A 25,435-nucleotide genomic window follows, 5' to 3' on the forward strand; every position below is an offset into this window, starting at 1 on the left:
AGGGGTGCGGCATCATCGGGGTTGTGACGCGACGCCTGATGCTCCTCGATACCGCCTCCCTCTACTACCGCGCCTACTTCGGGGTCCCCGACTCGGTGCGCGCGCCGGACGGCACGCCGGTCAACGCCGTGCGCGGGCTGCTGGACTTCATCGGCCGGCTCGTGCAGGACCACCGGCCCGACGATCTGGTCGCCTGCTGGGACAACGACTGGCGGCCGCAGTGGCGGGTCGACCTGATCCCCTCGTACAAGGCGCACCGCGTCGCGGTGGAGACCGGCGAGGGGCTGCCGGACGAGGAGGAGACGCCCGACACGCTGGCCCCGCAGGTGCCGGTCATCGCGGATGTGCTCGATGCCCTCGGCATCGCCCGGGTCGGTGCCGAAGGTTACGAGGCCGACGACGTGATCGGCACGCTGACCGGCCTGGCGACCGGCCCGGTCGACATCGTCACCGGCGACCGGGACCTCTACCAGCTGGTGGACGACGCCCGCGGGGTGCGGGTGCTGTACCCGCTGAAGGGTGTCGGCACCCTTCAGGTGACGGACGAGGCCTGGCTGCGTGAGAAGTACGGGGTGGACGGCTCCGGCTATGTCGACCTGGCGCTGCTGCGCGGCGACCCGAGCGACGGACTGCCCGGTGTCCCCGGCATCGGCGAGAAGACGGCGGCGAAGCTGCTGGACGCGTTCGGTGATCTGGCCGGGATCATGGCCGCGGTCGATGATCCGGCAGCCAGGCTGACCCCCTCGCAGCGCAAGCGGCTCGACGAGGCCCGCGCCTACGTGGCCGTCGCACCGACGGTGGTCCGCGTCGCCGGGGACGTACCGCTGCCGGAGTTCGACCCCGCGCTGCCCGCCGAGCCGCGCGACCCGGCGGCTCTCGAAGCGCTCGCGGACACCTGGGGACTGGGTGGAGCCCTGCAACGGCTGCTCTCCACACTGCACACCTGAGGTGCTAGCTTAGGTAACCCTAAGATCAAAGCTCCGAAATTCTGGAACAGGGAGACAACCACGTGGCTGAACGACCGGCGCGGCGGGCACCCAAGGCTCAGGGGGCGCAGGTTCTGCGCACCGAGCAGATCACCCCGCACATGGTCCGGGTGGTGCTCGGCGGCGACGGTCTCGCCGGCTTCACGCTCTCGGGTTTCACCGATCACTACGTCAAGCTGTGCTTCGCCCCCGAGGGGGCCGACTACGCGCACCCCTTCGACATGGACCGCATCCGCGCGGAGTACCCGCGCGAGCTGTGGCCCACCACCCGTACGTACACGGTGCGTTCGTGGGACCCCGCGGCCCGGGAACTGGCCATCGACTTCGTGGTGCACGGCGACGAGGGCCTCGCCGGTCCGTGGGCGGCCCGCGCGGCGGCGGGTGACCAGGTGACCTTCCTGGGCCCGGGCGGCGGCTACGGCCCGGACGCCTCGGCCGGCTGGCACCTGCTGGTGGGCGACGAGAGTGCGCTGCCGGCCGTCGCCGCGGCGCTGGAGCAGATGCCCGCGGATGCGGTGGTGCACGCGTTCATCGAGGTCGCGGACGCCTCGGAGGAGCAGAAGATCGCGACGCCCGACGGCGTCCGGGTCACCTGGCTGCACCGCGGTGAGCGCCCCGTCGGCGACGCGCTCACGGAGGCGGTGAAGGCGCTGGAGTTCCCCCCGGGCGACGTCCAGGCGTTCGTCCACGGCGAGGCGGGCTTCGTCAAGGAGATCCGCCGCCACCTGCGACTGGACCGTGCGATCCCGCCGGCCCAGCTGTCGATCTCCGGCTACTGGCGGCTCGGCCAGAACGACGACGCCTGGCGCTCCGTCAAGCGCGAGTGGAACGAGCAGGTGGAGCGCGAGCAGGAGACCGCCGCGTAGCCGGCTGTCCACTGTGCCCCGGTCCGCGGACCGGGGCACAGTCATGTGCCCTCAGGCCCCCGCCTCCTCCGTGGCTCCGCCGGGCCCCTCCCCCGCCGGGGCCTCGCCGTACGCCCGCGCAGACACGTCGACATGGGCGAGCCGCCGCAGCGCGGCGAACATCGCCTCACCCAGCACCGTGCCGACGACCACGCTCTCCACCAGGTCCTCCCGCGCCACCCGCCGGCCGACGTAGTCGAGATCGGCCCGGGCGATCCGCTCGGCGGCGTCAGCGTAGTCGTCGAGCAGTTCGACGAAGCCGCCGTGCCCCGCCCGGCGCAGCGCCACCAGCACCTCGGCCAGCGACTCCCCGCCCGGACTGTGCGCCTCGGACACCCAGCCCCGCCGCTTCAGCAGTTCCTGTACGTCCTCGCGGGCACAGCCCACCCCCCAGCAGCGGGCGGCGGGAAACCTCGGCACGGCCGATGTGATCGGGGCCCATTCCGTCGGCGTACCGGACGGCGGACCCTCGATGCCGCTGACCGGCTGGTCGACGACCGGCGGCGATCTGCGCATCCCGCACTTCGTGGGCATGCACGCACTCCAGCTGCTGCCGCTCCTCCTGCTCGCCCTCGTCACGCTGGCACCGCGTGTTCCCCGGCTGCGCAGTCCCCGGGTGCGACTGCGGCTGGTCCTGGTCGCTTCGGGCGCCTACGCCGCGGTCGTCGCCCTGCTCACCTGGCAGGCGCTGCGCGGTCAGCCGCTGATCCATCCGGACGGCGCGACGCTCGGCGCCGCCGCCCTGATCCTGGCCGTCACCGCCGCCGGCACCCGTGCGGCGCTGCGCCCGGCCGGCGCACCGCAACCGCCCCCGCAGGCCGCCGAGAAGGAGCTCGTGTCATGACCGGCGCACTCTTCGAGATCTCGTTCCTGCTGGCGGCGCCGTTCTGGCTCCTGATGATCTTCGCGCCGGGCCGGGCGGTCACCGCCCGGGTCGCCGCCTCGCCCCTGACCGTCCTGCCGGTCCTGGCCGTCTACCTGGCGATGGCCCTGCCGGTCCTCCCCGAGCTCTGGACCGCGGTGAGCAGCCCGGACATCGACACCTTCCGCGATCTGACCGCACTGTCGAACGGGGCGGGGGCCGTGTGGGCCCAGGTCATCGCCTGGGATCTGCTGCTGGGGCAGTGGATGTTCCTGGAGGGCCGGCGGCTGCGGCTTCCGCCGTATCTGATGGGCCCGCTGCTGGTGCTGACGATTCTGCTCTCGCCGTTCGGGCTGCTGGTCTTCCTCGCGCTGCGCGCGGTCCGGGAACGCCGAACCCGGTCCGGGAGCGGACTCCCGGACCGGGCCGGTGACACAGCGGCGTACGGCCGGTGAGGCACCGGCCGGCGGCAGGTCCGCCGGACCTGCCGTCAGACGGACTTCTGATACGAGCGGAAGGTACGGGTCGACAGCCAGACCGCGGCCACGGCGAGCGCCAGCAGCGCTCCCCCGCGGCTGAGCACGAGCCCCGTGTCGGGGTCCGAGGTCAGCGCCGAACGCCCAGCCACCATCGCCCAGTTGACCGGGTTGAAGTCGGCTGTGTGGCGCATCCACGAAGGCATCTGACTGGGGGCCATGAAGGAGGAGGACAGGAACGTCAGCGGGAGCAGCAGGAAGGTGTTGATGCCGATGATCGACTCCCGCCGGCGGACCAGCATCCCCAGGGCGTTGGAGAGCGCGCCGAAGACCGTACCGAGCAGGATGGAAGCGACGACCAGGATCAGCAGTCCGCCCGCCCCGCCGGGGTAGGTGGCGCCCGCGGCCCGGCCGAGCAGGACGATGATCACGGACTGCACGGCCGTACTGATGCCGTTCTGCACCACGTTGGCGTTCATCAGCGCGTTGCGGCTGACGGGCGTCGTCAGGAAGCGGTTGAGCGTGCCGCGCTCGATCTCCTCCAGGGTGCCCATCCCGGCCCACATGCTCGACCCCAGCGCGCTCATCACGACGATGCCGGGGATCAGGTAGTCCAGATAGGACGTGGTGCCGAAGCCGCCCAGCTCGACGACCTTCCTGAAGAGGTTGCCGAACAGGAACAGCCAGATCACCGGCTGGATCAGCGAGATCACCAGGAAGACCGGCTGCCGGAGGATCGCCATCAGCTGGCGCTGGGTCATGTACCAGGTCTGGGCGAGTGCCTGACTGCTCATCGGGTGCCTCCTGCGGCGGCCGGTGCGGGAGCGCTGAGCGGACCTGCGGCCTCCGCCTCGGAGAAGCGCCGGCCGGCGTAGCGCAGATAGACGTCGTCGAGGGAGGGGCGGGCGACGGTGGCGGCGGCCACCGCCGCACCGGCCCGTTCCAGCGCGGCGAGCAGGACCGGGACGGCGGCTGCGCCGTCCTCGGCGCGGACGCTGACCCTTCGGCCCTCCACCAGGACCTCGTGCACCCCGGGCAGGGGGGCGAACGCGGCGGTGACGGCCTCGCGGTCGCCGTCGGCGCGCAGTTCCATGTGGACGGCGTCGCCCCTCAGTTCACCTTTGAGCTCGTCGGGGGTGCCTTCGACGACGACGCGGCCGCGGTCGACGATCGCGATGCGATCGGCGAGCCGGTCGGCCTCCTCCAGGTAGTGCGTGGTGAGCACGATGGTCAGGCCCTCCTCACCGGCCAGCCGGGAGATCTCCTCCCACATCGCCGTACGGGCCTCCGGATCGAGGCCGGTCGTCGGCTCGTCGAGGAACAGCACCTCGGGACGGTGGACCAGGCCGAGCGCCACGTCGAGACGGCGCTGCATCCCGCCGGAGTACCCCTTGACCTGGCGTTTCCCGGCGTCCGCGAGATCGAAGCGGTCCAGCAGCTCATCGGCGCGGTGCTGGACGGCGGCGCCGCGCATCCCGTACAGCCGGCCCTGAAGCAGCAGGTTCTCGCGGCCGGTGGCGACGGGGTCCGCGCCGGACTTCTGGGCGACCACGCCGATGGCCCGGCGGACCCGGTCGGGGTGGCGCAGGACGTCGTGCCCGGCGACGGCGGCGGTGCCCGAGTCGGGGCGGGCGAGGGTGGTGAGGATCTTGACGGTGGTGGATTTCCCGGCTCCGTTGGGCCCGAGGAGCCCGAAGACGGTGCCGGGTGCGACGGTGAGGTTCATTCCGCTGAGCGCGGTGACATCACCTGGATAGGTCTTGATCAGCTGCCTCGCCTCGACGGCGGGCGCACGGGTGCTCATGAGGGAGCTCTCCTGTGGTCGGCGGGGCACTCGGGTCCCCGAGTGCCCGCGGGAGTGCCCCGCCGGCCAGGAACGGGTCCTGTCCGGCAAGGCGCCCCCGGTGGGCCGAGCCGGTCCGCGCGTGAAGAGCCGGGCTATCCTGGGTGTGCCGCACCTCGATCGCCTGGCGCGCCTTCACGGCTTGTCCGGTCCGGGGTTCGAGACCCCGGCGGGCGCTGCTCCAACAGCTCCTGCCGGGGTCTTCTCTTCTTCTTGTCCGTCCTTCCCTCACGCCTTGCGTTCGGGGTCGAGGACGATGTCCTGCTCGTCCAGGTCCTGCCATTCCTGGGGCACCTCACCGGTCTCGTGGAACGACTTCCATTCCTCGATGCCGCTGATGGTGGAGTCGGTGAGCTCCTTGCGCAGACTCCTGATCCACTCCAGCTGCGCCTCCACCATGTGGAGCTGGTACTCGGTCTCGATGACGAAGACCCGGGGCAGCGTGCCACCCAGCTGGGTGAGCACTCCACGGAGCGCCGCGGCGTGCACGGTCTGCGCCTGCTCCCGGTCCAGCAGGAGCTCCGCCACCTCGTCCGGCGGCAGCACCGGAAGCAGCGACAGGGCGGTGTCGAACGAGGGGTACTCGTCCGCCGGCACGGCGATCAGGTCGGACAGCCAGTCCAGCATCTCGGCGCGACCGGCCTCGGTGATGCCGTACAGCGTGCGTTCCGGACGGTTGCCCTGGCGCTGCACGCCCGCGACCTCGACGTACCCGTGCTTCTCCAGGTTCTGGACCACGGTGTACAGCGAGCCGAAGTTGATCTTGACGCTGTACTGCTTGCCCCTTCGGCGGAGAGTCTGGGCGATCTCGTACGGATGCATGGACCGCTCCGCGAGGAGCACCATCACCGTGAGCGCCAGCGGGTTGCTGAGCTTGCGCCGTTTGGCCACCGCCCCGACCCCCTTCGCTTCGTCACCTCGTCACCGAATACTCGTAGCCGAACATATCGCGAGTCCGCGCGACACGTCAACCACGATGTATCTCGAATTCCGGTGAACGTGGAAGGATTTCGTCCCCTGACCAATCCGCGCTGCCACCGGCTCCGAATCACCCGTGGAGACCGATGAGCACCCTGGGAGGAAGCCCGCGTGAAAGAAGCCGTGCACATCAGCGAACTGGCCTCTCCCGGGCCCGATCTCCAGGAACTCCTGGGGATGGTCGCCCGGGGAGATCAGGACGCCTTCTCCCAGGTGTACGAGGCGGTCTGCGGTCCGGTGCTCGGTCTCGTGCGCAGCGTGCTGCGCGATCCGGCCCAGTCGGAGGAGGTCGCCCAGGAGGTGCTGGTCGAGGTGTGGCGCACGGCGCCGCGCTTCCAGGCCTCCCGCGGGAGCGCCATGAACTGGGTGCTGACGCTGGCTCATCACCGGGCCGTGGACCGGGTGCGTTCGGTGGAGGCGGCGACGGCCAGGGAGCACAAGGCCGCGCTGCTCGACCGCACCCCCGCCTTCGACGACGTCACCGAACAGGTCGAGAGCCGGCTGGAGCGCGAACAGGTACGCCGCTGCATGCGGACCCTGTCCGAGCTGCAACGGGAGTCCGTCACCCTGGCGTACTACCGCGGACTGACCTATCGCGAGGTGGCGGAGCTGCTCACGGTGCCACTCGGAACGATCAAGACTCGACTGCGCGACGGACTGATCCGGCTGCGCGACTGCCTCGGGGTGAGCGCATGAGTGACGCCGGACTGCACACACTGACCGGGGCCTACGCCCTGCACGCCCTGCCGGATCCCGAACGCCGGGAGTTCGAACGGCACCTGGGCGACTGCGAGGCCTGTGCCGTCGAGGTACGCGAGTTCTCGGAGACCGCGACCCGGCTCGGGCTCGCGGTCTCCGCCGCACCCCCGCGTGAGCTGCGCGAGCGGGTGCTGCGGGAGGTCGCGACGGTACGTCAGGAGCCGCCGGCCGGCGGACGCCGCGCACACACCGGTGGCACCGGCCGCGGCGCTGCGGGCCGGGCCGCCCGGTGGCCGAGGTTCGCACTCGCCGCGAGCCTGGCCGCGGCGGCGGGCTTCGGCGGCATAGCGGTGTGGCAGAACCAGGAGGCACAGGACGCCCGGCAGGACGCCGACGCCACGCAGCGGGAGAGCGAAGAGCTGGCCCAGGTCCTCGCGGCGCCCGACGCGCGGTCGCGGTCCGGGGCCCTGGAGGACGGCGCGCAGGGCACGGTCGTGGTGGCCAGGAGCCAGAATCGCGCGGTGTTCCTCGCGTCCGGACTCCCCGAGGCGTCCCCCGGCAAGGTCTACCAGCTGTGGTTCGACGACGACGGCGCGATGCGCTCGGCGGGCCTGATGGAGGCGGCGGACGGCTCGACGACGTACGCGGCGCTTCTCGACGGACCGGTGGACGGCGCCACGGGCATGGGCGTCACCGTCGAGCCTGCGGGCGGATCCGAGCAGCCGACGTCGACTCCGGTGGCTCTGATGAACCTGCCCTCGGCGTGAGCGGGCGACCGGCCGCATGAACGCCGCCCGGACGGGCACCCGTCGCAGGTGACCCGCACGGCCGCTCGTCCGGCCCCATGACGCAGTGGTCACGGCGCTCGCCCCGGGTCGGGTCGTCCCGGCGGGCCGTGACCGTTTCGCGGTGTCCACCCCGTGCTTCCGCCGTTGGGAGGCGGCGGAGCACGGGGCACACTGGCCCGGCGGGACGGCGGCCCGGCCGCGCTGTCGTGGGCGGCCCGGCCGAGGCGCAGGTGGGCGGTTCAGCACCGGCGTCGGACTGGGCGGCTCAGCCGCGGCGCAGGTGTCGTCGGCTCAGCCGCGGCGCGGCGGGCGCGGGAAGAATCCGCTGGTCCGCGCCGTGTACGCGGCGAAGCCGGGGCGCTGGGCCATATGCCGTTCCAGGAGCGCTTTCCCACTGCCGCCGATGAGCAGAAAGCTCATCAGGAGGGGTGCCACCAGCGTGGCGACGGCCGCCCCGGGTGCCTGGCAGACGATCAGGAACAGGCCCCACCACACGCAGAAGTCACCGAAGTAGTTCGGATGCCGGGTCCAGGCCCAGAGTCCGCGGTCCATGATCTTCCCGCGGTTGGCCGGATCGGCCCGGAACCGGGCCAGCTGACGGTCTCCCACCGCCTCCAGGGCCAGCCCCACCGCCCACACCCCCGTACCGGCCCAGGTCCAGCCGCCCACCGGCCCGGTGAGATACCCGGCCGCCTGCACCGGCAGCGAGATCAGCCAGACCAGGGCGCCTTGGAGGAGGTACACCTTGCGCAGGGCGTACAGGTCCGGGTTGCCCGGCGCCTTGGCGAGCATCGCCCCGTAGCGCGGATCCTCGCCGTGACCCCGGCCCCGCAGGGCGATGTGCCAGGCCAGGCGCAGCCCCCAGACAGCCGTGAGCACGGTGACCAGAAGGCGGCGGGTGGCGTCCCCGTCCCCGGCCGACAGGGCGCAGGAGACGAGGGCGACGGCGGCGAACGCCGGGCCCCAGGCGACGTCCACGACCCGGTGCACGCCCTTGTGCAGACCGACGGCGAACGTGGCGAGCATGACGCAGAGGGCCGCGCCCGCGCAGGGCGCGAGTCCCTGCGCGAACGCCGCCCAGGCGAAGCCGGTCATCCCGTGAGTCCGGCCGTCGCCCCGTCGCGGGCGGCCGGCAGCCCGTCCCGGACAGCTGAGACACCGTCGCGGGCGGCCGGGGCCCCGTCCCCGACAGCCGGGACCCCGGCCGCGTACCAGCCGCTCCGGGTGGCCGGCATCCCGGCGTCCCCGGTCGCCTCCGGCCGTACGGCGAGGATCTGGTCCACGCCCATCCGCCGTTCCTCGAAGGCGAGGGCCCCGCCGGCCAGGTAGAGCCGCCACACCCGCACGGTCTCCTCGCCGACGAGGTCCGTGAACTCCCGGTGCTGCTCCTCCAGGGTGCGGCGCCACGCGTCGACGGTGCGGACGTAGTGTTCGCGCAGCCCCTCGACGTCGCGCACCTCGAGTCCGGCGCCCTCCAGCAGTGCGACCGTCTCGCCGAGCGGGCGCATGTGCATGTCGGGCGCGATGTACGACTCGATGAACGCTCCGCCGCCCGGGGCGTCGCGCCCCCGCGACATCTGCTGGACGAGCACCCGGCCGCGTGGCCGCACCATGGTGTGCAGCGTCCCGGCGAAGGCCGGGTACTGGGCGTCCCCGACGTGCTCGCCCATCTCGACGGTGGACACGGCGTCGTACCCGCCCTCGTGGCCGGGGGCCCGTGCGATGTCCCGGTAGTCGCAGCAGCGGACCTCGACGAGGTCGGTCAGGTTCCGTTCGGCCACCTGGTGGCGGACGTACGCCGCCTGTTCCCGGGCGAGAGTGACCGCGGTGACCCGGACGCCGTGCCGCTGCGCGGCGTACAGCGTCAGCGATCCCCAGCCGCAGCCGATGTCCAGCAGCCGCGCGCCCGGGCGGAGTCCCAGCTTGCGGCAGATGAGTTCGAGCTTGTCGCGCTGTGCGTCCGCGGGGCCGTAGCCGGGGGCGTCACTGGTCCAGTAGCCGCAGGAGTAGGCCATCGTCTCGTCGAGGAGCAGGGCGTAGAAGGCGTTGGAGAGGTCGTAGTGGTGGCTGATGGCGGCCCGGTCGCGGGCCTTGCTGTGCAGGACGCCGTGGAGTCCGGCGCGGGCGGCGGGGACCGGTGGCCGCGGGCCGGCCGCGCCCATGCGCAGGGCGGCGCCGACGGCCCGCAGCCGGCCGCCGACGCCGGGGCGCGGCGGGCGCAGTCCGCGCTCGCGCACCGCGTGGCGCATCGCCCGCAGCCCGGCGGCGAGGTCTCCCTCGATGTCGAGGTCGCCGGTGATGTAGGCCTCGGCGAGACCGAGTTCGCCCGGGGCCCAGAGCAGTCTGCGCAGCGCCCGGCGGGAGCGGACGTGGACCAGGGGGCCGTCGGCGGCGCCGGTCTCGCTGCCGTCCCACATCCGTACCCTGACCGGGAGTTCGCCGCCGAGCAGTTGCTCGACGAGGGGTTCGAGGCGTTGCGCCGCGCCGGGGGCGGCCCGATTGCCGGTGAGTGTCATCGCACGGTTTCCTGACGGGTCAGCAGCAGTTGCTGCACATGGAGGTAGCCGGATCGGAATCCCGCCTCGGAGTAGGCAAGGTAGAAGGTCCACATCCGGCGGAAGGTGGCGTCGAAGCCGAGCGCGGCGGCCTCCGCGGCCCGTTCGGTGAACCGTTCCCGCCACAGCCGCAGGGTCTCCGCGTAGTGCGGGCCGAAGTCGTCGCAGCGGTCGATGCGCAGGGCGGTGTGTCCGGCCGTGACCTGTTCGATGGCCTCGACCGAGGGGAGGAGTCCGCCGGGGAAGATGTACTTCTGGATCCATGTGAAGGTGTTCCCGCCGGCGCGCATCCGGTCGTCGGGCATGGTGATGGCCTGGAGGGCGATCCGGCCGCCGGGGGTCAGCCGCTGTTCCAGGGTGCGGAAGTAGACGGGCCAGAACTCCGCGCCGACCGCCTCGATCATCTCGACGCTGACGATCGCGTCGTACGCGCCGTCGACGTCCCGGTAGTCGCAGAGCCGGACGTCGACGCGGTCCTCGAATCCGGCGTCCCCGATCCGGCGGCGGGCCAGCTCCTGCTGTTCCCGGGACAGGGTGACGGAGACGACGCGTGCGCCGCGTGCGGCGGCGCGGATCGCCAGTTCGCCCCAGCCGGTGCCGATTTCGAGGAGGTCGGTGCCGGGTCCGACGTCCGCGAGGTCGAGCAGCCGGTCGATCTTGCGGTGCTGGGCGGCGGGCAGCAGGGCGGGCTCGGCGGGGAAGCCGCGGAAGACTGCGGCGGAGTAGCTGAGGGTCTCGTCGAGGAAGAGTGCGAACAGTTCGTTGGACAGGTCGTAGTGGTGGCTGATGTTGTCGCGGGCGCCCTGGCGGGTGCCGAGCTGCCCGGCGGGACGGCGGCGGGCCCAGAGTCCCCGCAGCCGCTGGAGGGGCTGCGGGATCAGGGTCGCGACGTGGTCGGCGAGGACCGTCAGGACGCTCACCGGGTCGGGTGCGTCCCACTCCCCCGCCATATAGGACTCGCCGAAGCCGATCAGGCCGTTGACGCCGATTCTGCGGAAGAACGTGGCGGGGTCGCGGACGTCCATCAGCGGGCCGCCGAGGCCGAGGTCCTCGCGTCCGGCCAGCCGGACCCGGAGCGGCAGACGGGCCAGCGCGCGGCGGACGAGCCGTTCGGCGAGGGCGGTGCGCAGCCGGGAGCCGCGCGGCGGCCGCACGACGTCGGGCCAGCGGCCGGGGTCGATGCCCGCGGTGGCGTGCACGGGAGGCGAGGAGGAGGGGGACGGGGAGTGGGACGTGGACACGCTCACTGCATTCCTTCCTGGGTGCGGTGGTGGGGACGGGGCTGTACGGGCAGGCCGCGCAGCAGGAGGCGGATGCCGTGCAGCCGGATGGCGGCCGAGACGACGGCCGTGGACCAGGGATGGCGGACGGCGAGGCGGAGCAGCACGCCGGGGGTGGCCGGCCGTCGTACGCCCCGGACGGTGGCGGTGAAGGGCCGGGTGCCGGAGCGTTCGAGATGGATGGTCAGGGCGAGCCGGGGTCCGGGCTCGGGCAGCCGCATCCGGTAGTCGCCGTCGGTGTCGAAGAACGGCGACACGTAGAACTCCTTGCCGGTGTCGGCCCGGCCGGAGCCGTCCGGGTGCAGCAGGTAGCAGTGGCGTTCGCCGTAGGTGTTGTGCACCTCCGCGACCGTGCAGAGGGGGGTGCCGTCGGCCCGGCGGCACCAGTAGACGGTCAGCGGGTTGAAGACGTGCCCCAGGACCCGGGCCTGGGTGAGCATCGTCACGGACCCGTCGGCGAGATCGGTACCGTGGGCGGCCAGGAAGCGGGCGAGGCCGGCCCGGATGGTCGGGGCCGTGCCGCCGAAGTGGTCGCGCGGGTCGAAGCCGGCCAGCGGGCGCAGGGCCCGGGGCAGCAGCGGGGGCGCGTCCGGGTCGATCAGCCACAGATAGGTGCGGTGCCGGAAGGCGTATCGGCCGGGCGCGGTCCGTACGTGCGTGATCGTGCAGGGGTAGAGGGCGTTCACCAGTCCACCCCCAGCGCGGCGGCCGCCTCGGCGCCCGAGCGGCAGCCGTCCTCGTGGAAGCCCCAGCCGTGGTACGCCCCCGCGTAGGCGGTGACCGGGCCGGACAGTGCGGGCAGCCGGGCCTGCGCGGCCACCGACTCGGGGGTGAAGACGGGGTGTTCGTAGACCATGCGGGCTCGGACGAGGCCGGGGGCGACGCGGTCGGCGCCGTTCAGCGTGACGACGAAGGTCTCGGGGGCGTCGAGCCGCTGGAGCCGGTTCATGTCGTAACTGACGGCGACGTGCCCGGCGTCGGCGGAACAGGAGGGCATCAGGTAGTTCCAGGAGGCGCGGGCCCCGCGGGCCCTCGGCAGCAGCCGGGTGTCGGTGTGCAGGAGGGTGGGGTTGCGGGAGTAGCGGAAGGCTCCCAGGGCGCGGGTCTCCTCGTCCGTCGGGTCGGTGAGCAGCCGCAGCGCCTGGTCGGGGTGGGTCGCGATGACGACGGAGTCGAACGGCTCCGTGGCGTCGTCGGCGGTGACGATGTCGACACCGTCCGTGTGGCGGCGCACGGCACGGACCGGGGTCGCCGTACGGACGGCGCCGAGCTGTTCGGTGACGCGTTCGACGTAGGCGCCCGATCCGCCGGTGACGGTCCGCCACACCGGGGAGCCACCCACCGCGAGCATCCCGTGGTGGTCGAGGAAGCGGAAGAGGTAGCGGGCGGGGTAGCGCATCGCGGTCGCCGGGTCGCAGGACCAGACCGCGGAGACCACGGGGGTCAGGAAGTGGGCGGTGAAGTACGGGGAGAAGCGGCCGCGGGCGGCGAAGTCGCCGAGCGTCATCGTGTCCGCGTCCGGGCCGCCGTCCTCAAGCAGGCGCCGGGCGGCCCGGTGGAAGCGGGGCACGGCGGCCAGCATCCGCAGATAGGCGGGGCTGCGGACCGCCGCCGGCCGGGCGAGGAGACCTGCCGGGCCGCGGGCACCCGCGTACTCCAGGCCGCATCCCTCGCACCGTACGGACATGCTCATCTCCGACTCCTGCGTCGGGACGGCGAGTTCCGCGAAGAGCCGCAGCAGATGCGGATAGGTGCGCCGGTTGTGCACGATGAAGCCGGAGTCCACGCGGTGGACGCGGCCGTCCGACGCGGGAAGGTCATGGGTGTGCGCATGGCCGCCCACCCGGTCGTCCGCCTCGAACAGCGTCACGTCGTGGGCCGTGCGCAGGATGTGGGCGGCGGTCAGTCCCGCCACCCCGCTCCCCACCACCGCTGTGCGTTGCCGCCTGCCTGTCATGCCGCTCCCTCCGAGTGCCGGCGCCGGTCGCTCCTGATTCCGGTGCGCGGGAGCGGCCGGTGCCTCTCGGCTGTGGTTCGTTACCGGTCGCGTCGCGGATTGGCCGGGATCGACTCTCATCCATTCGGGTGACAGACCAATCCGCCGGGCGTCCGGTGACGAATCCCGGTTGTGAGTGAAGATCAGAACGAAGCGCAGAGCGGGGCCCACGGGTCCCGGCGGTCCCGCTGGGCACGCGCCGCCTTCGCCGCGCTCAGCGGTTTGATCGCCGGGTTCTGCGCCCTGGCCGTCGCCGAGCTCGTGGCGGCCGTCGTGCGTCCCGAGGCGGGTCCGGTCACGGCGGTGGGCGGTGCGGTGATCGACCGCACTCCCCCGGCGCTGAAGGACTTCGCCGTACGGAACTTCGGCACGAACGACAAGCTGGTGCTGGAGCTCGGCATCCTGGTCCTGCTGGCGGTCTTCGCCATGGCGATCGGGGTGCTGGCGCTGCGGCACCGGCTGACCGGCTCGGCGGCCGTACTGGTCTTCGGGGTGGTCGGGGCGGTCGCGGCGGTGGGGCGGCCGGAGGGCCGCCTGTCCGATGCCCTGCCCTCGGTGGTGGGCGCCGTGATCGCCGCTGGAGTGCTGTATCTCCTGGCCGGACGGCTGACACCGGCTCCCGGCCTCTCCCCCGCGGCCGGCGGTGGGGACGGGGAGCGGGCCCTCGGCACCTTCGACCGGCGGGGCTTCGTCATCGCGGCGAGCGTCGCGGCGGCGGCCTCGGCCGGCGCCGGACTGCTGGGCCGGCGGCTCACGTCCGACGTGCAGGCCGGGGCCGACGCCTCACGGCACGACCTGGTGCTGCCCGTGCCCGACTCGGCGGCGCCGGCCGTACCGGCGGGCGCGGATCTGCGGATCCGGGGTCTGAGCTCGTTCATCACCCCGAACAAGAGCTTCTACCGGGTGGACACGGCCCTGGTCGTGCCGCGCCTCGATGCCGGCGAATGGCGGCTGAAGATCCACGGCAAGGGCGTGAACAGACCCCTGACGCTGAGCTTCCAGGACCTGCTGCGCCGGGAGATCATCGAACGCGACATCACCCTGGCCTGCGTCTCCAACGAGGTGGGCGGACCGTACGTCGGAAATGCCCGGTGGATCGGGGTGCGGCTGGCGGATCTGCTGCGCGAGGCCGGGGTGAAACCCCCGTCCCGGGGCGGCCCCGCCGATCAGATCGTGGCGCGTTCGGTGGACGGCATGACGATCGGCACCCCGGTCGAGACGGTCATGGACGGACGCGACGCCCTGCTCGCCCTGGGCATGAACGGTGAACCGCTGCCCTTCGATCACGGCTTCCCGGTCCGGATGGTCGTGCCCGGCCTGTACGGATACGTGTCGGCCTGCAAGTGGATCAAGGACATCGAGCTCACCACGTTCGACGACTACGACGCGTACTGGGTCAAGCGGTCCTGGTCCCAGCAGGCGCCCATCAAGACCGAGTCGCGTATCGACACCCCCCGCCCCTTCGCCTCCCCGAAGGCCGGCACGATCCCGGTCGCCGGGGTCGCCTGGGCCCAGCACCGCGGCATCTCGCGGGTCGAGGTCCGGGTGGACGGCGGACCGTGGAACACCGCGCGGCTGGCGGCCGAGGACAGCCGGGACACCTGGCGCCAGTGGGTGTGGCCATGGCCGGCCACCTCCGGAAACCACACGCTCGAGGTCCGTGCCACGGACGGCACCGGCGCCACCCAGACCGGCCGGCGCGTCGGCACCGTGCCCAACGGTGCGACCGGCTGGCACTCGGTGGTGGTCGACGTGTCCTGAGCGGACGGCCAGCCTGCTCACGTGTCCCGCGAGCGCCCCCTGCATCACACCCTTCATCCATTACACAGCGCAACAAATCAGTCACTCAACCGAACCCGGAGAACCATCATGAAGGTCATCCACGCCCGTCGCGCCGCCGTCGCCCTCTCCGCGGCGTTCGTCCTGCCACTGGCCCTGACGGCCTGTTCCAGCGACTCCAAGGACAGCGCGTCCGGCTCCACCGCGAGTCCGGCGAAGCCGTCGGACGCGGCCTCGGCGTCCGCCGGCGACACCACGCCCATGGACCAGCCCTTCGGCCCGGCCTGTTCGTCGGTGCCGAAGAACGGCGCGGGCTCCTTCGACGGCATGGCGAAGGACCCGGTCGCCACGGCCGCGTCGCACAACCCGGCGCTCTCCACCCTCGTCACCGCGGTCGAGAAGGCAGGCCTGGTCGACACCCTGAACAACGCGCAGAACATCACGGTGTTCGCCCCGACCAACGACGCCTTCGCCAAGGTCCCGAAGGCCGACCTGGACAAGCTGCTCGCCGACAAGGCCGCGCTCACCAAGGTCCTCACCTACCACGTGGTGGGCCAGAAGCTGACGCCGAAGCAGCTGGAGAAGGGCTCCTTCGACACCCTGGAGAAGAGCGAACTGACGACATCCGGTTCGGGCACGGCGTACACCGTGAACGACTCGTCGAAGGTCGTCTGCGGCAACGTCCAGACCGCCAACGCGACGGTCTACATCGTCGACACGGTCCTGATGCCCGCCAAGTAGCGGCTCTCCCGCGCGGGGCCTCACCGTCACACCCCCGGCAACCCGCCCAAGGGCGTGAGCACTTCGGCCCCGCGCGGACACGGTCGCGTCACGCCCACGAAACAGCTCGTCCCTAATTTCTGTCGCCCGACAGGAAATCGGCGACAGGGGCTGACATGACCGCCACCGCACCAACAGACGTACGACCGGATCCAGCCGGAACCGGCCAGGGCGACGACCACGCCTCCCTGGCCGGTTTCGGCTACCGGCAGGAACTGCACCGGTCCATGGGGCGCTACGCCTCGTTCGCCGCCGGATTCTCCTTCATCTCCGTCCTCACGACCGTCTTCCAGTTCTTCGCGTTCGGCTTCTCCTTCGGCGGGGCCGCCTTCTTCTGGACCTGGCCCGCCGTACTCGTGGGCCAGCTGCTGGTCGCCGCGTGCTTCGCCGAACTCGCCGCCCGCTACCCGCTGTCCGGGGCCGTCTACCAGTGGGCGACCCGGCTGAGCACACCCGCCTTCGGCTGGTTCGCCGGATGGATCATGGTGATCGGGCAGATCGTCGTGGTCGCCGCCGCGGCGCTCGCGCTCCAGGTGGTGCTGCCGGCGATCTGGTCCGGGTTCCAGCTGGTGGGCGGGGACCCTGCGCCCACCGCGGCGACGGGCGCGGCGAACGCCGCGATCCTGGCCGTCGCCCTCCTCGCCCTCACGACGACGGTGAACCTGCTCGACAACAAGGTCATGTCGGCGGTCAACCGGATCGGGGTGAGCGCCGAGATCATCGGCGCCGTCCTCATCCTGGTGCTCCTGTTCACCCACACCGAACGCGGCGCCGGCGTCACGCTGCACACCGGCGGCCAGGGCGGCGCCCTCGGGGCGCTGCTGGTCGGTTCGTTCACGGCGGCCTACGTCCTGATCGGTTTCGACAGCGCGGGCGAGATGAGCGAGGAGACCCGCTCCCCGCGCCGCACCGCACCCCGCACGATCCTGCTCGCGCTGGCCTCGGCCGGAGTGCTCGGCGGGCTGCTGGTACTTGCCGGCGTCCTGGCGGCGCCCGACCTGACCGACGGACGGCTGGCCACGGAAGGCCTCTCGTACGTGCTGACCAGCAGCCTCGGGGACGGCGTCGGCCGGGCTCTGCTCGCCGATGTGGCGGTCGCCGTCGCGGTGGCCACGCTCGCCATCCAGACGGCCGGTTCCCGGATGCTCTTCTCGATGGCGCGCGACGGGGTGCTGCCCTTCTCCCCGCGGCTCGCCGAGGTGTCCCCGCGCACCGGGATGCCCGCCGCCCCCGCCCTGCTGGTCGGCGCGGCGGCCGCCGCGCTCGGCCTGCTCAACCTGGCCTCCCCGGAGGCGTTCCTGGCGATCGGCACCACCTGCATCGCGATGCTCTACCTGGCGTACGCGATGGTCACGGGCCCGATGCTGCTGCGCAGGCTCCGCGGCCTCCCGCTCTCCCCCGCCACCGGTCCGCTGCGCGACGAGAGCGGCCATCCCCTTTTCTCGCTGGGCCGTTGGGGCCTGCCGGTGAACGCGCTGGCCTTTGTGTACGGCACGGCGATGACCGTCAATCTGGCCTGGCCCCGGGCGGCGGTGTACGACCCGGCGGGCGGGCACTGGTACTTCCAGTGGTTCACGGTGCTGTTCCTGGCCGCCACGGTGCTGCTCGGCGCCGCCTGTCGCGCGTACGCCGAACGCCGGGCCTCCGTACGCTGACCGGATGGGCTCCCTGAGCAGGCAGGACCGGGTGGCCGGTGCGGTGGCCGGGTCGGCGGTCGGTGACGCGCTGGGCGCACCCTTCGAGTTCGGTCCGGCGGGCGTCTACACCACCCGCTTCCCGGACGGTGCCGGAACGATGTGCGGCGGCGGTGGCTGGGATCCCGGCGAGGCGACGGACGACACGCAGATGGCCGTGCTGGTCGGGGAGTCACTGCTGGAACGCGGCGGCCTCGACCTGCCCGACCTGTTCGGCCGGTTCCGCCGGTGGGCGGCGGGCGGGCCGAAGGACATCGGCCTGCAGACGGAGGACGTACTGACGAGCGGTGACCCGTGGGACACCGCGGCGGCACTGCATTTCCGGGTCAACGGCCGGGCGGCGGGCAACGGTTCACTGATGCGCGCCGCCACATCCGCCGTGTACTTCGCCCGGCCCGGCCGGCCGGCGGACGAGGCGCGGGCGGCGACCATGGGCGCGGCCCGCCGGATCGCCGCCCTGACCCACGGGGACCGGGCGGCCTGGGAGGGCACCGCCGTGCTGCACGAACTGATCCGGGTGGCCCTGGACGGCGCCGACCCGCTCGCCGCCGTCCCCGGCGCCCTGGCCGGCGTGCACGGGGATCACCGCGCACGCTGGGCCACCGTCCTCGCGCCCGGCTGGCACCCGGACGCGGCGACGGAGTTCAACGGTGCGGTGTGGCCCTGCCTGGGCACCGCACTGTGGGCGCTGCGCACCACATCCTCGTACGAGAACGCCCTGGCATCGGCGATCGATGTGGGCGGGGACACCGACACCGTGGCGGCGGTGACCGGGGCACTGGCGGGTGCGGCGTACGGGTTCGGCGCGATCCCGTCGCGGTGGACCGGGCCTCTGCACGTCCCGCTGCCGGGGTACGGCGACCGGGTGCTGCGCACACCGGATCTGGTGGCTCTGGCCGGGCGGCTGGACGGCTTGCGGACCGATGCGATTCCTGCCGATGTTCAGCTGCCTTGAACCTACACATAAGCGACAAATAAGAGCAGAATGGCAGTGCGGGCCGCTTGTCGCACGAAGCGTCGGTCAGGTCTGCAGGATCGAAGGAGGCGACCTCATGTCAAACGTCTCGCATGCCGGCCACGACATGGCCGCACACCCCGATGTCTCCGAAATGCGCGACCGTTACGCCCGGATGCTGGGTGGCCGCGATGTGGCGCTGGTGGACGGGCCGGTTTTCCTGGTCGGTCTGTACTGCGCCGTCTCGCCCTGGGTGCTGCATTTCACCACCACCCAGTCCGCCCTGGTGACGCACAACCTGATCATGGGAATCGCGATTGCCGTACTGGGCCTCGGATTCACCGCGATGCCGCAACGTATGTACGGCCTGAGCTGGGCCATCTGCGCCATGGGCGCCTGGATGATCATCTCGCCCTGGGTGGTGGGGAGCAGCCCGGACATGGGCGTCGTGCTCAACAACGTCATCATCGGCGGTCTGGCCGTCGTGCTGGGGCTGGTCTGCACAGGCGCGTCGATGAGAAGCATCGGAGGCCGTTCCCAGAAGTGACTACAACTATCCATTCCCTTCACGGGCCTTGTGGGTTGCCGGCAGCGGCCGGCAACCCCCTGCGCAGCCGACCGCCGCACTCGGGAGACGCGAAACGGGGAGTGGGCAGATGACACGGCGCACGATGGCTGCTTGTGCGGCTCCGGCGACAGCGCTGGTGACGGGCGCCGTCGTGGCACCTGCCGCCATGGCCACTGGCGTCGCACCCGGCAGAAAGGGCCCGCTTCGGCGCGGCGGTCGGAGCGACGACCACCCACTGACGGCCGGACTCGTCACCCCGGGGCCGACGAGAGCCGCACGCGTCGCCCCGCGCCGACCACAGCCGCACGCGTCGCCCCGCGCCGACCACAGCCGCACGCGTCACCCCGGGCCGACCACAGCCGGACCAGCCCCAACCGGCCGAGGCCCGGGGCAACCCCGGCGCCGCCCGCCCGCCGGGGCCCAGGACCGCCCGCTCTCAGACCGTGACGCCCACGATCCGCAGAGCCGCGTCCGCCGTGGCCTGTGCGAAGGCGCCCACGGCGCGTTCCCCGCCGGCGAGGTGCACCAGGATCACGCCCTCGATGAGCCCGAAGACCAGGTCGGCACGGAGCTCCGCCTCATCCTTCGCGAGTGCCGCACCCGCATCGGTGGCGACCAGCAACTGCCCGTACGCAGAACGCAGTTCGGCCCGCACACGGTGGAAGTCCGCGAAGCGCTCGGCCCGCACCTCCGGCAGTACGTAGAGCGCGCCCAGGTTGTACGGGCCGCCGCACAGGAGCGCCACGTCAGCACGGCACAGCTCCCGCAGCCGGTCCTCGGCGGGCCGCCCGCCGTCCGCGAGGAGCTCCCCGGCCAGTGCGAGCGACGGGGTGACGGTCGATTCCAGGAGAGCCGCGAGGAGATCCTCCTTGCCCGCCACGTAGTGGTACATCGTCGCCTGGCGCATGCCCGCGCGTTCGGCGACGGCCCGGGTGGTGGTGGCCGCGTATCCGCGGGTGGTGAACAACTCAGCTGCTGCGGCCAGCAGTTCGTCACGCGCGGACAGTCCGGTGTCGGGCCGCTGGGTGGCGCGCGGCCGGCCGACCCTTCGTCCGCCGCCGGTTCCTGGGGTGCTGGGCATGGGCCGATCGTCGCACATCCCCGCACGCCACGATCTTGGTGAGCACTCGGTAACTCCCGCGCAACCAACGGGCAATGGTCCCGAATCCCCCGCCTCCTAATTTCTGTCACGCGACAGAAATCAAGGTCGGCTCAGTCACGGCCGGCACCACGTCGAGCCGGAGGGTCGACCATGGCGACAGCGACGACACACGGGGCCCGGGACCACGCCCGCGCCCAGGACGGCACCCGCACCGGGGCCATGCCCGTGGTACCCGCGAGCGACTGGCCGGACACCACCCCCGCCACCCCCGTCTGGGCCGAGACCGTCGCGGGCGGCAACTACACGCACCGTGTCCTGGCGCGCGGCACCGAGCTGCGGCTCACCGACCTCGCCGGCGACGCCTGCGCGCATCTGCTGCTGTACGCGGACGGACGGCCGTGGGAGCGGCTCAGCACCGCGGACACCGTGAAGGTCCAGTGGAACGCCTACCTGGGCGCCGGCCGGCTGCTCCTGTCCGACCAGGGCCGGGTGCTCGCGTCGGTCACCGCCGACTCCTCGGCCCGTCACGACGCCCTGTGCGGCACCTCCACCCTGCGGCGGAACACCGAACGGTACGGCGACGGCACCCCGCAGTCGCCCTCCCCCGCCGGGCGTGAACTGCTGAAGCTGGCCGCTCTGAAGAACGGCCTGGAGCCGCGCGACCTGCCGCCGTCGCTCTCCTTCTTCCAGGGGGTACGGATCGGTGAGGACGGCGCGGCGGAGTTCACCGGCTCGGCGGGAGCGGGCGCCGCGGTGACCCTGCGCGCCGAGCAGGACGTGACCGTACTGATCGCGAACGTCCCGCATCCACTGGACCCGCGCCCCGCCTACACCAGCACGGCGCTGGAGGTGCTGGCCTGGCGTGCCCGGCCGGCCGCCCCGGGCGACGCCCTCTGGGACGCCACACCGGAGGGCCGCCGCGCCTTCCTCAACACACTCGGCTTCCTCACCGCCCGGGGGCTCGCATGACCACGACGGCCACGGCTGTCTCCACGACCGTCATCCCCGCCCGCGCGGCCTGGTCCGCGACCCTCCGGGCGGGTGAGCAGCTCACCCTCACGGATCTGCACGGCAACCAGGCGGTGGACTTCCTGGTGTACGACGCCCACGACACGGCGGTCCGCTACAGCGCGCCCGACACCATCCAGGCCGGCGGCGGCATCTTCCTGACCACCGGCAGTGTGCTGATGTCGAACGAGTACACCCCGCTGATGACCGTCACCGCGGACACCTGCGGCCGTCACGACACGGTCGGCGGCGCGTGTTCCAAGGAGTCCAACACCCTGCGCTACGGCCATCACACCTGGTCCCAGCACGCCTGCGTGGACAACTTCCTGGCCGAGGGCGCCCGGCACGGGCTCGGCAAACGCGACCTGGTGTCCAACATCAACTGGTACATGAACGTGCCCGTGGAGCGGGACGGCACGCTCGGCATCGTCGACGGCATCTCCGCGCCCGGCCTGAGCCTGACCCTGCGGGCCGAGACGGACGTGCTCGTGCTGATCTCCAACTGCCCCCAGATCAACAACCCCTGCAACGGCTTCGATCCGACGGCGGTCGAGGCCACTCTCACCGGGACGGGCCGATGACCTCCGACACGCCGACGACGTCCGGCACACCGATGACCTCCGGTTCCCCGACGGCCTTCGGCACCCTGCTGATCGCCAATCGCGGTGAGATCGCCGTCCGCATCATCCGTACGGCCCGCCGCCTCGGCCTGCGTACGGTCGCCGTCTTCTCCGACCCGGACCGCTCGGCCCCGCACGTCCGGCTCGCCGACGAGGCGGTACGGCTGGGTCCGGCGCCGGCCAAGGAGTCCTATCTGGACGCCGATCTGGTGCTGAGAGCGGCGAAGGACAGCGGGGCCGGGGCCATCCACCCCGGTTACGGGTTCCTCTCCGAGGACGCGGAGTTCGCGCGGCGCTGCGAGGACGCCGGGATCGTCTTCGTCGGCCCGACCGCCGCCCAGCTGGATCTCTTCGGCGCGAAGCACACCGCGCGCGCCGCGGCCGAGGCCGCGGGCGTGCCGCTCGCCCCCGGCACCGGGCTCCTCCCGGATCTGCCGTCGGCGCTGGCCGCCGCGGAACGGATCGGCTATCCCGTGATGCTGAAGGCCACGGGTGGCGGCGGCGGAATCGGCATGTCGGCCTGCCGGTCGGCCGAGGAGCTCGCCGGTGCGTGGGAGCGGGTGCAGCGGGTCGCCGCCGCGTCGTTCTCCTCGGCGGGGGTCTTCCTGGAGCGCCTGGTGGAGAACGCCCGCCATGTCGAGGTACAGGTGTTCGGCGACGGGAACGGCCGGGTGGTGACGTTCGGCGACCGCGACTGTTCCCTCCAGCGCCGCAACCAGAAGGTCCTGGAGGAGGCCCCGGCTCCCGGCCTCCCCGACCGCATCCGCACACACCTCATCGATTCTGCACGTGAGTTGTGCGCTTCGGTCGGCTACCGCTCGGCCGGCACGGTGGAGTTCGTGTACGACGCGGAGCGCGCCGAGGCGTACTTCCTGGAGGTCAACACCCGCCTCCAGGTCGAGCACCCGGTCACCGAGGAGATCCACGGCGTCGACCTCGTCGAGTGGATGCTGCGCCTGGCCCAGGGCGACACCGCGGTCGTACGGCAGCCGGACGCGCCCCGCGGCCATGCGGTGGAGGCCCGGGTCTACGCCGAGGACCCGAGCCGCGACCACCGCCCCGGTGCCGGGCTGCTGACCCGGGTCGAGTTCCCCCGGGGCGAGGGCCTGCGGGTGGACGGCTGGATCGAGACGGGTACGGAGGTGACGACGGCCTACGACCCGATGCTGGCCAAGGTCATCGCGTACGGCGCCGACCGTGCCGAGGCCCTGGCCCGGCTGGACGAGGCGCTGGCCGCCACCCGTATCGACGGCATCGAGACCAATCTGGGCCTGGTCCGGGCGGCACTGGCCGACGACCGGTTCCGTACCGCGTCGCACTCCACAGCCACACTCGCCACGATCACCGACCCGGCGCCCCGCGTCGAGGTGGTCTCCGGCGGCACCCTCACCACCGTGCAGGACTGGCCCGGCCGCACCGGCTACTGGCAGGTCGGCGTGCCCCCGTCGGGTCCGATGGACGACCTGTCGTTCCGGCTCGGCAACACCGCCCTGGGCAACGCCCCGGGCGCCCCCGGCCTCGAGTGCACCCTCCAGGGACCCACGCTGCGCTTCACGCACCCCACCACCGTGTGCGTCACAGGCGCCCCGGCCCCGGTGACCGTCGACGGCGCACCGGTCCCGCAGTGGGAGCCGCTGACCGTTCCGGCGGGCGCCGCGCTCACCATCGGCGCACCGGCGGAACACGGGCTGCGTACGTACCTCCTCTTCGCCGGCGGCGGTCTGGACGTCCCGGAGTTCCTGGGCAGCGCGGCCACGTTCACGCTCGGCGGCTTCGGCGGGCACGGCGGCCGGGCCCTGCGCACCGGCGATGTCCTGCACGGGGGAGGCCTCGCACCGGCGGCGCTCCCCGTCCCCGTGGCCGAGCGCCCCCTCCTCACGGGCAGCTGGCACATCGCCGCCGCCGAAGGTCCGCACGCGGCGCCGGAGTTCTTCACCGAGGAGGACATCCACGACTTCTACGCGGCCGGCTGGAAGGTCCACTTCAACTCGGCCCGCACCGGTGTCCGCCTCATCGGCCCGAAGCCGCGCTGGGCCCGGACGGACGGCGGCGAGGCGGGGCTGCACCCCTCCAACATCCATGACACGCCGTACTCCGTGGGCGCGGTCGACTACACCGGCGACATGCCCGTACTGCTGGGCCCCGACGGTCCGTCGCTCGGCGGCTTCGTCTGCCCGGCGACGGTGGTGACGTCCGAACGCTGGAAGCTGGGCCAGCTGCGCCCCGGCGACACGGTCCGCTTCCTGCCCGTGACGGTGACGGGCGAGCCCCGCCCCGAGATCACCGACGGCGGCATCCTGTTCCGCGACGACACCCTCACCTACCGCCGCAGCGGCGACGACAACGTCCTGGTCGAGTACGGGCCGATGCAACTGGACGTGGCCCTGCGCATGCGCGTCCACGCCCTGATGGAAGCCCTGACGGCCGCGGCCGTCCCCGGCATCACCGGCCTGACCCCGGGCATCCGCTCGCTCCAGATCCAGACGGACCCCACGGTCCTCGCCCAGACCGAACTGCTGGAGCTGCTCCACCGCACCGAGGCCGCCCTCCCGCCCACCGACGCTCTGACCGTCCCCTCCCGCACCGTGCACCTCCCCCTGTCCTGGGACGATCCGGCGACCCGCGAGGCCATCGCGCGCTACATGGCGGGGGTCCGGGACGACGCGCCGTGGTGCCCGTGGAACATCGAGTTCATCCGCCGGGTCAACGGCCTGGACTCGGTCGACGACGTGTACCGCACGGTCTTCGACGCCGAGTACCTGGTGATGGGGCTCGGTGACGTGTACCTCGGCGCACCGGTGGCCACCCCGCTGGACCCGCGCCACCGCCTCGTCACCACCAAGTACAACCCGGCCCGCACCTGGACCGCGGAGAACTCCGTCGGCATCGGCGGCGCCTACCTCTGCATCTACGGAATGGAGGGGCCCGGCGGCTACCAGTTCGTGGGCCGCACCACCCAGGTCTGGTCGGGCTGGCAGCAGCGCGGCGCCTTCGAGCCGGGCTCACCGTGGCTGCTCCGCTTCTTCGACCGCATCAAGTGGTATCCGGTGGAGGCGGACGAACTCCTGGAGCTGCGTGCGGACCTCGTCTCCGGCCGCTTCGTCCCGCGGATCGAGGAGGGCGAGTTCTCGCTGGCCGCGTACGAGGAGTTCCTGGCCCGGAACGCGGACTCGATCGCCAAGTTCCGCAGCAGCCAGGGCAAGGCCTTCGCCGCCGAGCGGGACGCGTGGGAGGCCGCGGGCGAGTTCGCCCGTGCCGACGCCGCCGACGCACCGGCGCCGCCCGCCGCCGAGGTGACGGTGGTGCCGGGCGGCCGGCTGGTGGAGGCCGAGTTCGCGGCATCGGTCTGGCAGCTGAACGTGGCGGAGGGCGACACGGTGACGGCGGGTCAGCCGCTGCTGGCACTGGAGGCGATGAAGATGGAGTCCCGGGTGCACGCCCCTGCCGACGGCGTGGTGGACAGGATCCTCACCCGCCCGGGCGCCCAGGTGGAAGCGGGCACAGCTCTGCTGACCCTGGCCCCGCTCACCCGTACGAACCGAGGAGCACCCTGATGTCCAC

23 protein-coding genes and 1 pseudogene are annotated in these 25,435 nt (G+C 72.4%); 14 read left to right on the plus strand and 10 right to left on the minus strand.

What is annotated here, in order from left to right; translation table 11 throughout:
• Positions 1 to 38 precede the first annotated feature (38 nt).
• Together OG782_RS06680 and OG782_RS06685 are read left to right on the plus strand one after the other, a co-directional pair.
• Positions 39 to 947 (plus strand): 5'-3' exonuclease H3TH domain-containing protein, encoded by a 909-nt coding sequence (locus OG782_RS06680; protein ID WP_406458881.1) that lies wholly within the window; start codon positions 39 to 41, stop codon positions 945 to 947.
• 62 nt (positions 948 to 1,009) lie between these two features.
• Positions 1,010 to 1,852: a siderophore-interacting protein gene (locus tag OG782_RS06685; protein WP_406448470.1), complete on the plus strand. Its 843-nt coding sequence runs from the start codon at positions 1,010 to 1,012 to the stop codon at positions 1,850 to 1,852.
• Between the two features lie 51 nt (positions 1,853 to 1,903).
• On the opposite strand, the gene OG782_RS06690 is transcribed toward OG782_RS06685, so the two are convergent.
• On the minus strand, positions 1,904 to 2,311 hold the full coding sequence (locus OG782_RS06690; protein ID WP_406448471.1) for a hypothetical protein: 408 nt from the start codon (positions 2,309 to 2,311) through the stop codon (positions 1,904 to 1,906).
• Here OG782_RS06690 and OG782_RS06695 point away from each other — a divergent pair.
• Together OG782_RS06695 and OG782_RS06700 are read left to right on the plus strand one after the other, a co-directional pair.
• Positions 2,274 to 2,735 (plus strand): annotated as a pseudogene (locus OG782_RS06695) (hypothetical protein); the annotation flags it as partial. The gene OG782_RS06690 and the pseudogene OG782_RS06695 overlap by 38 nt on opposite strands.
• A complete protein-coding gene (locus OG782_RS06700; protein WP_406448472.1) occupies positions 2,732 to 3,208 on the plus strand; it encodes an ABA4-like family protein in 477 nt (158 codons plus the stop codon). The pseudogene OG782_RS06695 and the gene OG782_RS06700, both read left to right, overlap by 4 nt.
• A 35-nt stretch (positions 3,209 to 3,243) precedes the next feature.
• Here OG782_RS06700 and OG782_RS06705 read toward each other — a convergent pair whose 3' ends face one another.
• The 3 genes from OG782_RS06705 to OG782_RS06715 all read right to left on the minus strand — a co-directional run bounded on the left by OG782_RS06705 (position 3,244) and on the right by OG782_RS06715 (position 5,963).
• Positions 3,244 to 4,023 (minus strand): ABC transporter permease, encoded by a 780-nt coding sequence (locus OG782_RS06705; RefSeq protein ID WP_406448473.1) that lies wholly within the window; start codon positions 4,021 to 4,023, stop codon positions 3,244 to 3,246.
• Positions 4,020 to 5,033 (minus strand): ABC transporter ATP-binding protein, encoded by a 1,014-nt coding sequence (locus OG782_RS06710; RefSeq protein ID WP_406448474.1) that lies wholly within the window; start codon positions 5,031 to 5,033, stop codon positions 4,020 to 4,022. The genes OG782_RS06705 and OG782_RS06710 overlap by 4 nt, the downstream gene beginning before the upstream one ends.
• 267 nt (positions 5,034 to 5,300) lie before the next feature.
• Positions 5,301 to 5,963: a PadR family transcriptional regulator gene (locus OG782_RS06715; RefSeq protein ID WP_406448475.1), complete on the minus strand. Its 663-nt coding sequence runs from the start codon at positions 5,961 to 5,963 to the stop codon at positions 5,301 to 5,303.
• 198 nt (positions 5,964 to 6,161) lie between these two features.
• On the opposite strand from OG782_RS06715, the gene OG782_RS06720 reads away from it, so the two are divergent.
• Together OG782_RS06720 and OG782_RS06725 are read left to right on the plus strand one after the other, a co-directional pair.
• Positions 6,162 to 6,746 (plus strand): sigma-70 family RNA polymerase sigma factor, encoded by a 585-nt coding sequence (locus tag OG782_RS06720; protein ID WP_406448476.1) that lies wholly within the window; start codon positions 6,162 to 6,164, stop codon positions 6,744 to 6,746.
• Positions 6,743 to 7,516 carry an anti-sigma factor domain-containing protein gene (locus OG782_RS06725; protein WP_406448477.1) on the plus strand — a complete coding sequence of 258 codons (774 nt, stop codon included), beginning with the start codon at positions 6,743 to 6,745 and terminating at the stop codon, positions 7,514 to 7,516. Before OG782_RS06720 ends, OG782_RS06725 begins: the two co-directional genes overlap by 4 nt.
• Before the next feature lie 312 nt (positions 7,517 to 7,828).
• On the opposite strand, the gene OG782_RS06730 is transcribed toward OG782_RS06725, so the two are convergent.
• The 5 genes from OG782_RS06730 to OG782_RS06750 are packed head-to-tail and all read right to left on the minus strand — an operon-like array spanning position 7,829 to position 13,329.
• Complete coding sequence (locus OG782_RS06730) at positions 7,829 to 8,632, minus strand: DUF1295 domain-containing protein (protein ID WP_406448478.1); 804 nt, start codon at positions 8,630 to 8,632, stop codon at positions 7,829 to 7,831.
• Complete coding sequence (locus OG782_RS06735) at positions 8,629 to 10,053, minus strand: class I SAM-dependent methyltransferase (protein ID WP_406448479.1); 1,425 nt, start codon at positions 10,051 to 10,053, stop codon at positions 8,629 to 8,631. The genes OG782_RS06730 and OG782_RS06735 overlap by 4 nt, the downstream gene beginning before the upstream one ends.
• Positions 10,050 to 11,339 carry a class I SAM-dependent methyltransferase gene (locus OG782_RS06740; protein ID WP_406448480.1) on the minus strand — a complete coding sequence of 430 codons (1,290 nt, stop codon included), beginning with the start codon at positions 11,337 to 11,339 and terminating at the stop codon, positions 10,050 to 10,052. Before OG782_RS06740 ends, OG782_RS06735 begins: the two co-directional genes overlap by 4 nt.
• Positions 11,336 to 12,061, minus strand: coding sequence for a DUF1365 domain-containing protein (locus OG782_RS06745; RefSeq protein WP_406458883.1), 726 nt, complete (start codon positions 12,059 to 12,061; stop codon positions 11,336 to 11,338). The genes OG782_RS06740 and OG782_RS06745 overlap by 4 nt, the downstream gene beginning before the upstream one ends.
• On the minus strand, positions 12,055 to 13,329 hold the full coding sequence (locus OG782_RS06750) for an NAD(P)/FAD-dependent oxidoreductase (protein ID WP_406448481.1): 1,275 nt from the start codon (positions 13,327 to 13,329) through the stop codon (positions 12,055 to 12,057). Before OG782_RS06750 ends, OG782_RS06745 begins: the two co-directional genes overlap by 7 nt.
• Before the next feature lie 261 nt (positions 13,330 to 13,590).
• Between OG782_RS06750 and OG782_RS06755 the strand changes: the two genes are divergently transcribed.
• From OG782_RS06755 to OG782_RS06775, 5 genes are all read left to right on the plus strand, one after another.
• Entirely contained in the window at positions 13,591 to 15,129 is a 1,539-nt protein-coding gene (locus tag OG782_RS06755) for a molybdopterin-dependent oxidoreductase (RefSeq protein ID WP_406458885.1), read from the plus strand.
• 108 nt (positions 15,130 to 15,237) lie between these two features.
• A complete protein-coding gene (locus tag OG782_RS06760) occupies positions 15,238 to 15,888 on the plus strand; it encodes a fasciclin domain-containing protein (protein ID WP_406448482.1) in 651 nt (216 codons plus the stop codon).
• A 155-nt stretch (positions 15,889 to 16,043) separates the two neighbouring features.
• On the plus strand, positions 16,044 to 17,582 hold the full coding sequence (locus OG782_RS06765) for an amino acid permease (RefSeq protein WP_406448483.1): 1,539 nt from the start codon (positions 16,044 to 16,046) through the stop codon (positions 17,580 to 17,582).
• Between the two features lie 4 nt (positions 17,583 to 17,586).
• The gene (locus tag OG782_RS06770; protein WP_406448484.1) at positions 17,587 to 18,576 is read left to right on the plus strand and encodes an ADP-ribosylglycohydrolase family protein; all 990 of its coding nucleotides are present in this window, start codon (positions 17,587 to 17,589) and stop codon (positions 18,574 to 18,576) included.
• Positions 18,577 to 18,673: 97 nt separating this feature from the next.
• Positions 18,674 to 19,123 (plus strand): SPW repeat protein, encoded by a 450-nt coding sequence (locus OG782_RS06775; protein WP_406448485.1) that lies wholly within the window; start codon positions 18,674 to 18,676, stop codon positions 19,121 to 19,123.
• A 457-nt stretch (positions 19,124 to 19,580) separates the two neighbouring features.
• Here the strand turns inward: OG782_RS06775 and OG782_RS06780 are convergent, their stop codons facing one another.
• Positions 19,581 to 20,225, minus strand: coding sequence for a TetR/AcrR family transcriptional regulator (locus tag OG782_RS06780; RefSeq protein ID WP_406448486.1), 645 nt, complete (start codon positions 20,223 to 20,225; stop codon positions 19,581 to 19,583).
• A 171-nt stretch (positions 20,226 to 20,396) separates the two neighbouring features.
• Here OG782_RS06780 and OG782_RS06785 point away from each other — a divergent pair, with 171 nt between their 5' ends.
• The 3 genes from OG782_RS06785 to OG782_RS06795 are packed head-to-tail and all read left to right on the plus strand — an operon-like array spanning position 20,397 to position 25,428.
• Positions 20,397 to 21,215 (plus strand): urea amidolyase associated protein UAAP1, encoded by an 819-nt coding sequence (locus OG782_RS06785; RefSeq protein ID WP_406448487.1) that lies wholly within the window; start codon positions 20,397 to 20,399, stop codon positions 21,213 to 21,215.
• A complete protein-coding gene (locus OG782_RS06790; protein ID WP_406448488.1) occupies positions 21,212 to 21,835 on the plus strand; it encodes an urea amidolyase associated protein UAAP2 in 624 nt (207 codons plus the stop codon). Before OG782_RS06785 ends, OG782_RS06790 begins: the two co-directional genes overlap by 4 nt.
• Positions 21,832 to 25,428: a 5-oxoprolinase/urea amidolyase family protein gene (locus OG782_RS06795; RefSeq protein WP_406448489.1), complete on the plus strand. Its 3,597-nt coding sequence runs from the start codon at positions 21,832 to 21,834 to the stop codon at positions 25,426 to 25,428. The genes OG782_RS06790 and OG782_RS06795 overlap by 4 nt, the downstream gene beginning before the upstream one ends.
• The last annotated feature ends 7 nt before the right edge of the window (positions 25,429 to 25,435 follow it).

Origin of the sequence: Streptomyces sp. NBC_00876 (genome assembly GCF_045207435.1) — a bacterium.
Lineage (GTDB): Bacteria > Actinomycetota > Actinomycetes > Streptomycetales > Streptomycetaceae > Streptomyces.

Bases quoted from the DNA above. Each gene is read 5' to 3' on its own strand.
- OG782_RS06680 (WP_406458881.1), top strand. From the start codon at position 39: ATGCTCCTCGATACCGCCTCCCTCTACTACCGCGCCTACTTCGGGGTC.
- OG782_RS06700 (WP_406448472.1), top strand. From the start codon at position 2,732: ATGACCGGCGCACTCTTCGAGATCTCGTTCCTGCTGGCGGCGCCGTTC.
- OG782_RS06705 (WP_406448473.1), bottom strand. From the start codon at position 4,023: ATGAGCAGTCAGGCACTCGCCCAGACCTGGTACATGACCCAGCGCCAG.
- OG782_RS06710 (WP_406448474.1), bottom strand. From the start codon at position 5,033: ATGAGCACCCGTGCGCCCGCCGTCGAGGCGAGGCAGCTGATCAAGACC.
- OG782_RS06725 (WP_406448477.1), top strand. From the start codon at position 6,743: ATGAGTGACGCCGGACTGCACACACTGACCGGGGCCTACGCCCTGCAC.
- OG782_RS06730 (WP_406448478.1), bottom strand. From the start codon at position 8,632: ATGACCGGCTTCGCCTGGGCGGCGTTCGCGCAGGGACTCGCGCCCTGC.
- OG782_RS06735 (WP_406448479.1), bottom strand. From the start codon at position 10,053: ATGACACTCACCGGCAATCGGGCCGCCCCCGGCGCGGCGCAACGCCTC.
- OG782_RS06750 (WP_406448481.1), bottom strand. From the start codon at position 13,329: ATGACAGGCAGGCGGCAACGCACAGCGGTGGTGGGGAGCGGGGTGGCG.
- OG782_RS06760 (WP_406448482.1), top strand. From the start codon at position 15,238: ATGAAGGTCATCCACGCCCGTCGCGCCGCCGTCGCCCTCTCCGCGGCG.
- OG782_RS06765 (WP_406448483.1), top strand. From the start codon at position 16,044: ATGACCGCCACCGCACCAACAGACGTACGACCGGATCCAGCCGGAACC.
- OG782_RS06770 (WP_406448484.1), top strand. From the start codon at position 17,587: ATGGGCTCCCTGAGCAGGCAGGACCGGGTGGCCGGTGCGGTGGCCGGG.
- OG782_RS06775 (WP_406448485.1), top strand. From the start codon at position 18,674: ATGTCAAACGTCTCGCATGCCGGCCACGACATGGCCGCACACCCCGAT.
- OG782_RS06780 (WP_406448486.1), bottom strand. From the start codon at position 20,225: ATGCCCAGCACCCCAGGAACCGGCGGCGGACGAAGGGTCGGCCGGCCG.
- OG782_RS06785 (WP_406448487.1), top strand. From the start codon at position 20,397: ATGGCGACAGCGACGACACACGGGGCCCGGGACCACGCCCGCGCCCAG.
- OG782_RS06790 (WP_406448488.1), top strand. From the start codon at position 21,212: ATGACCACGACGGCCACGGCTGTCTCCACGACCGTCATCCCCGCCCGC.
- OG782_RS06795 (WP_406448489.1), top strand. From the start codon at position 21,832: ATGACCTCCGACACGCCGACGACGTCCGGCACACCGATGACCTCCGGT.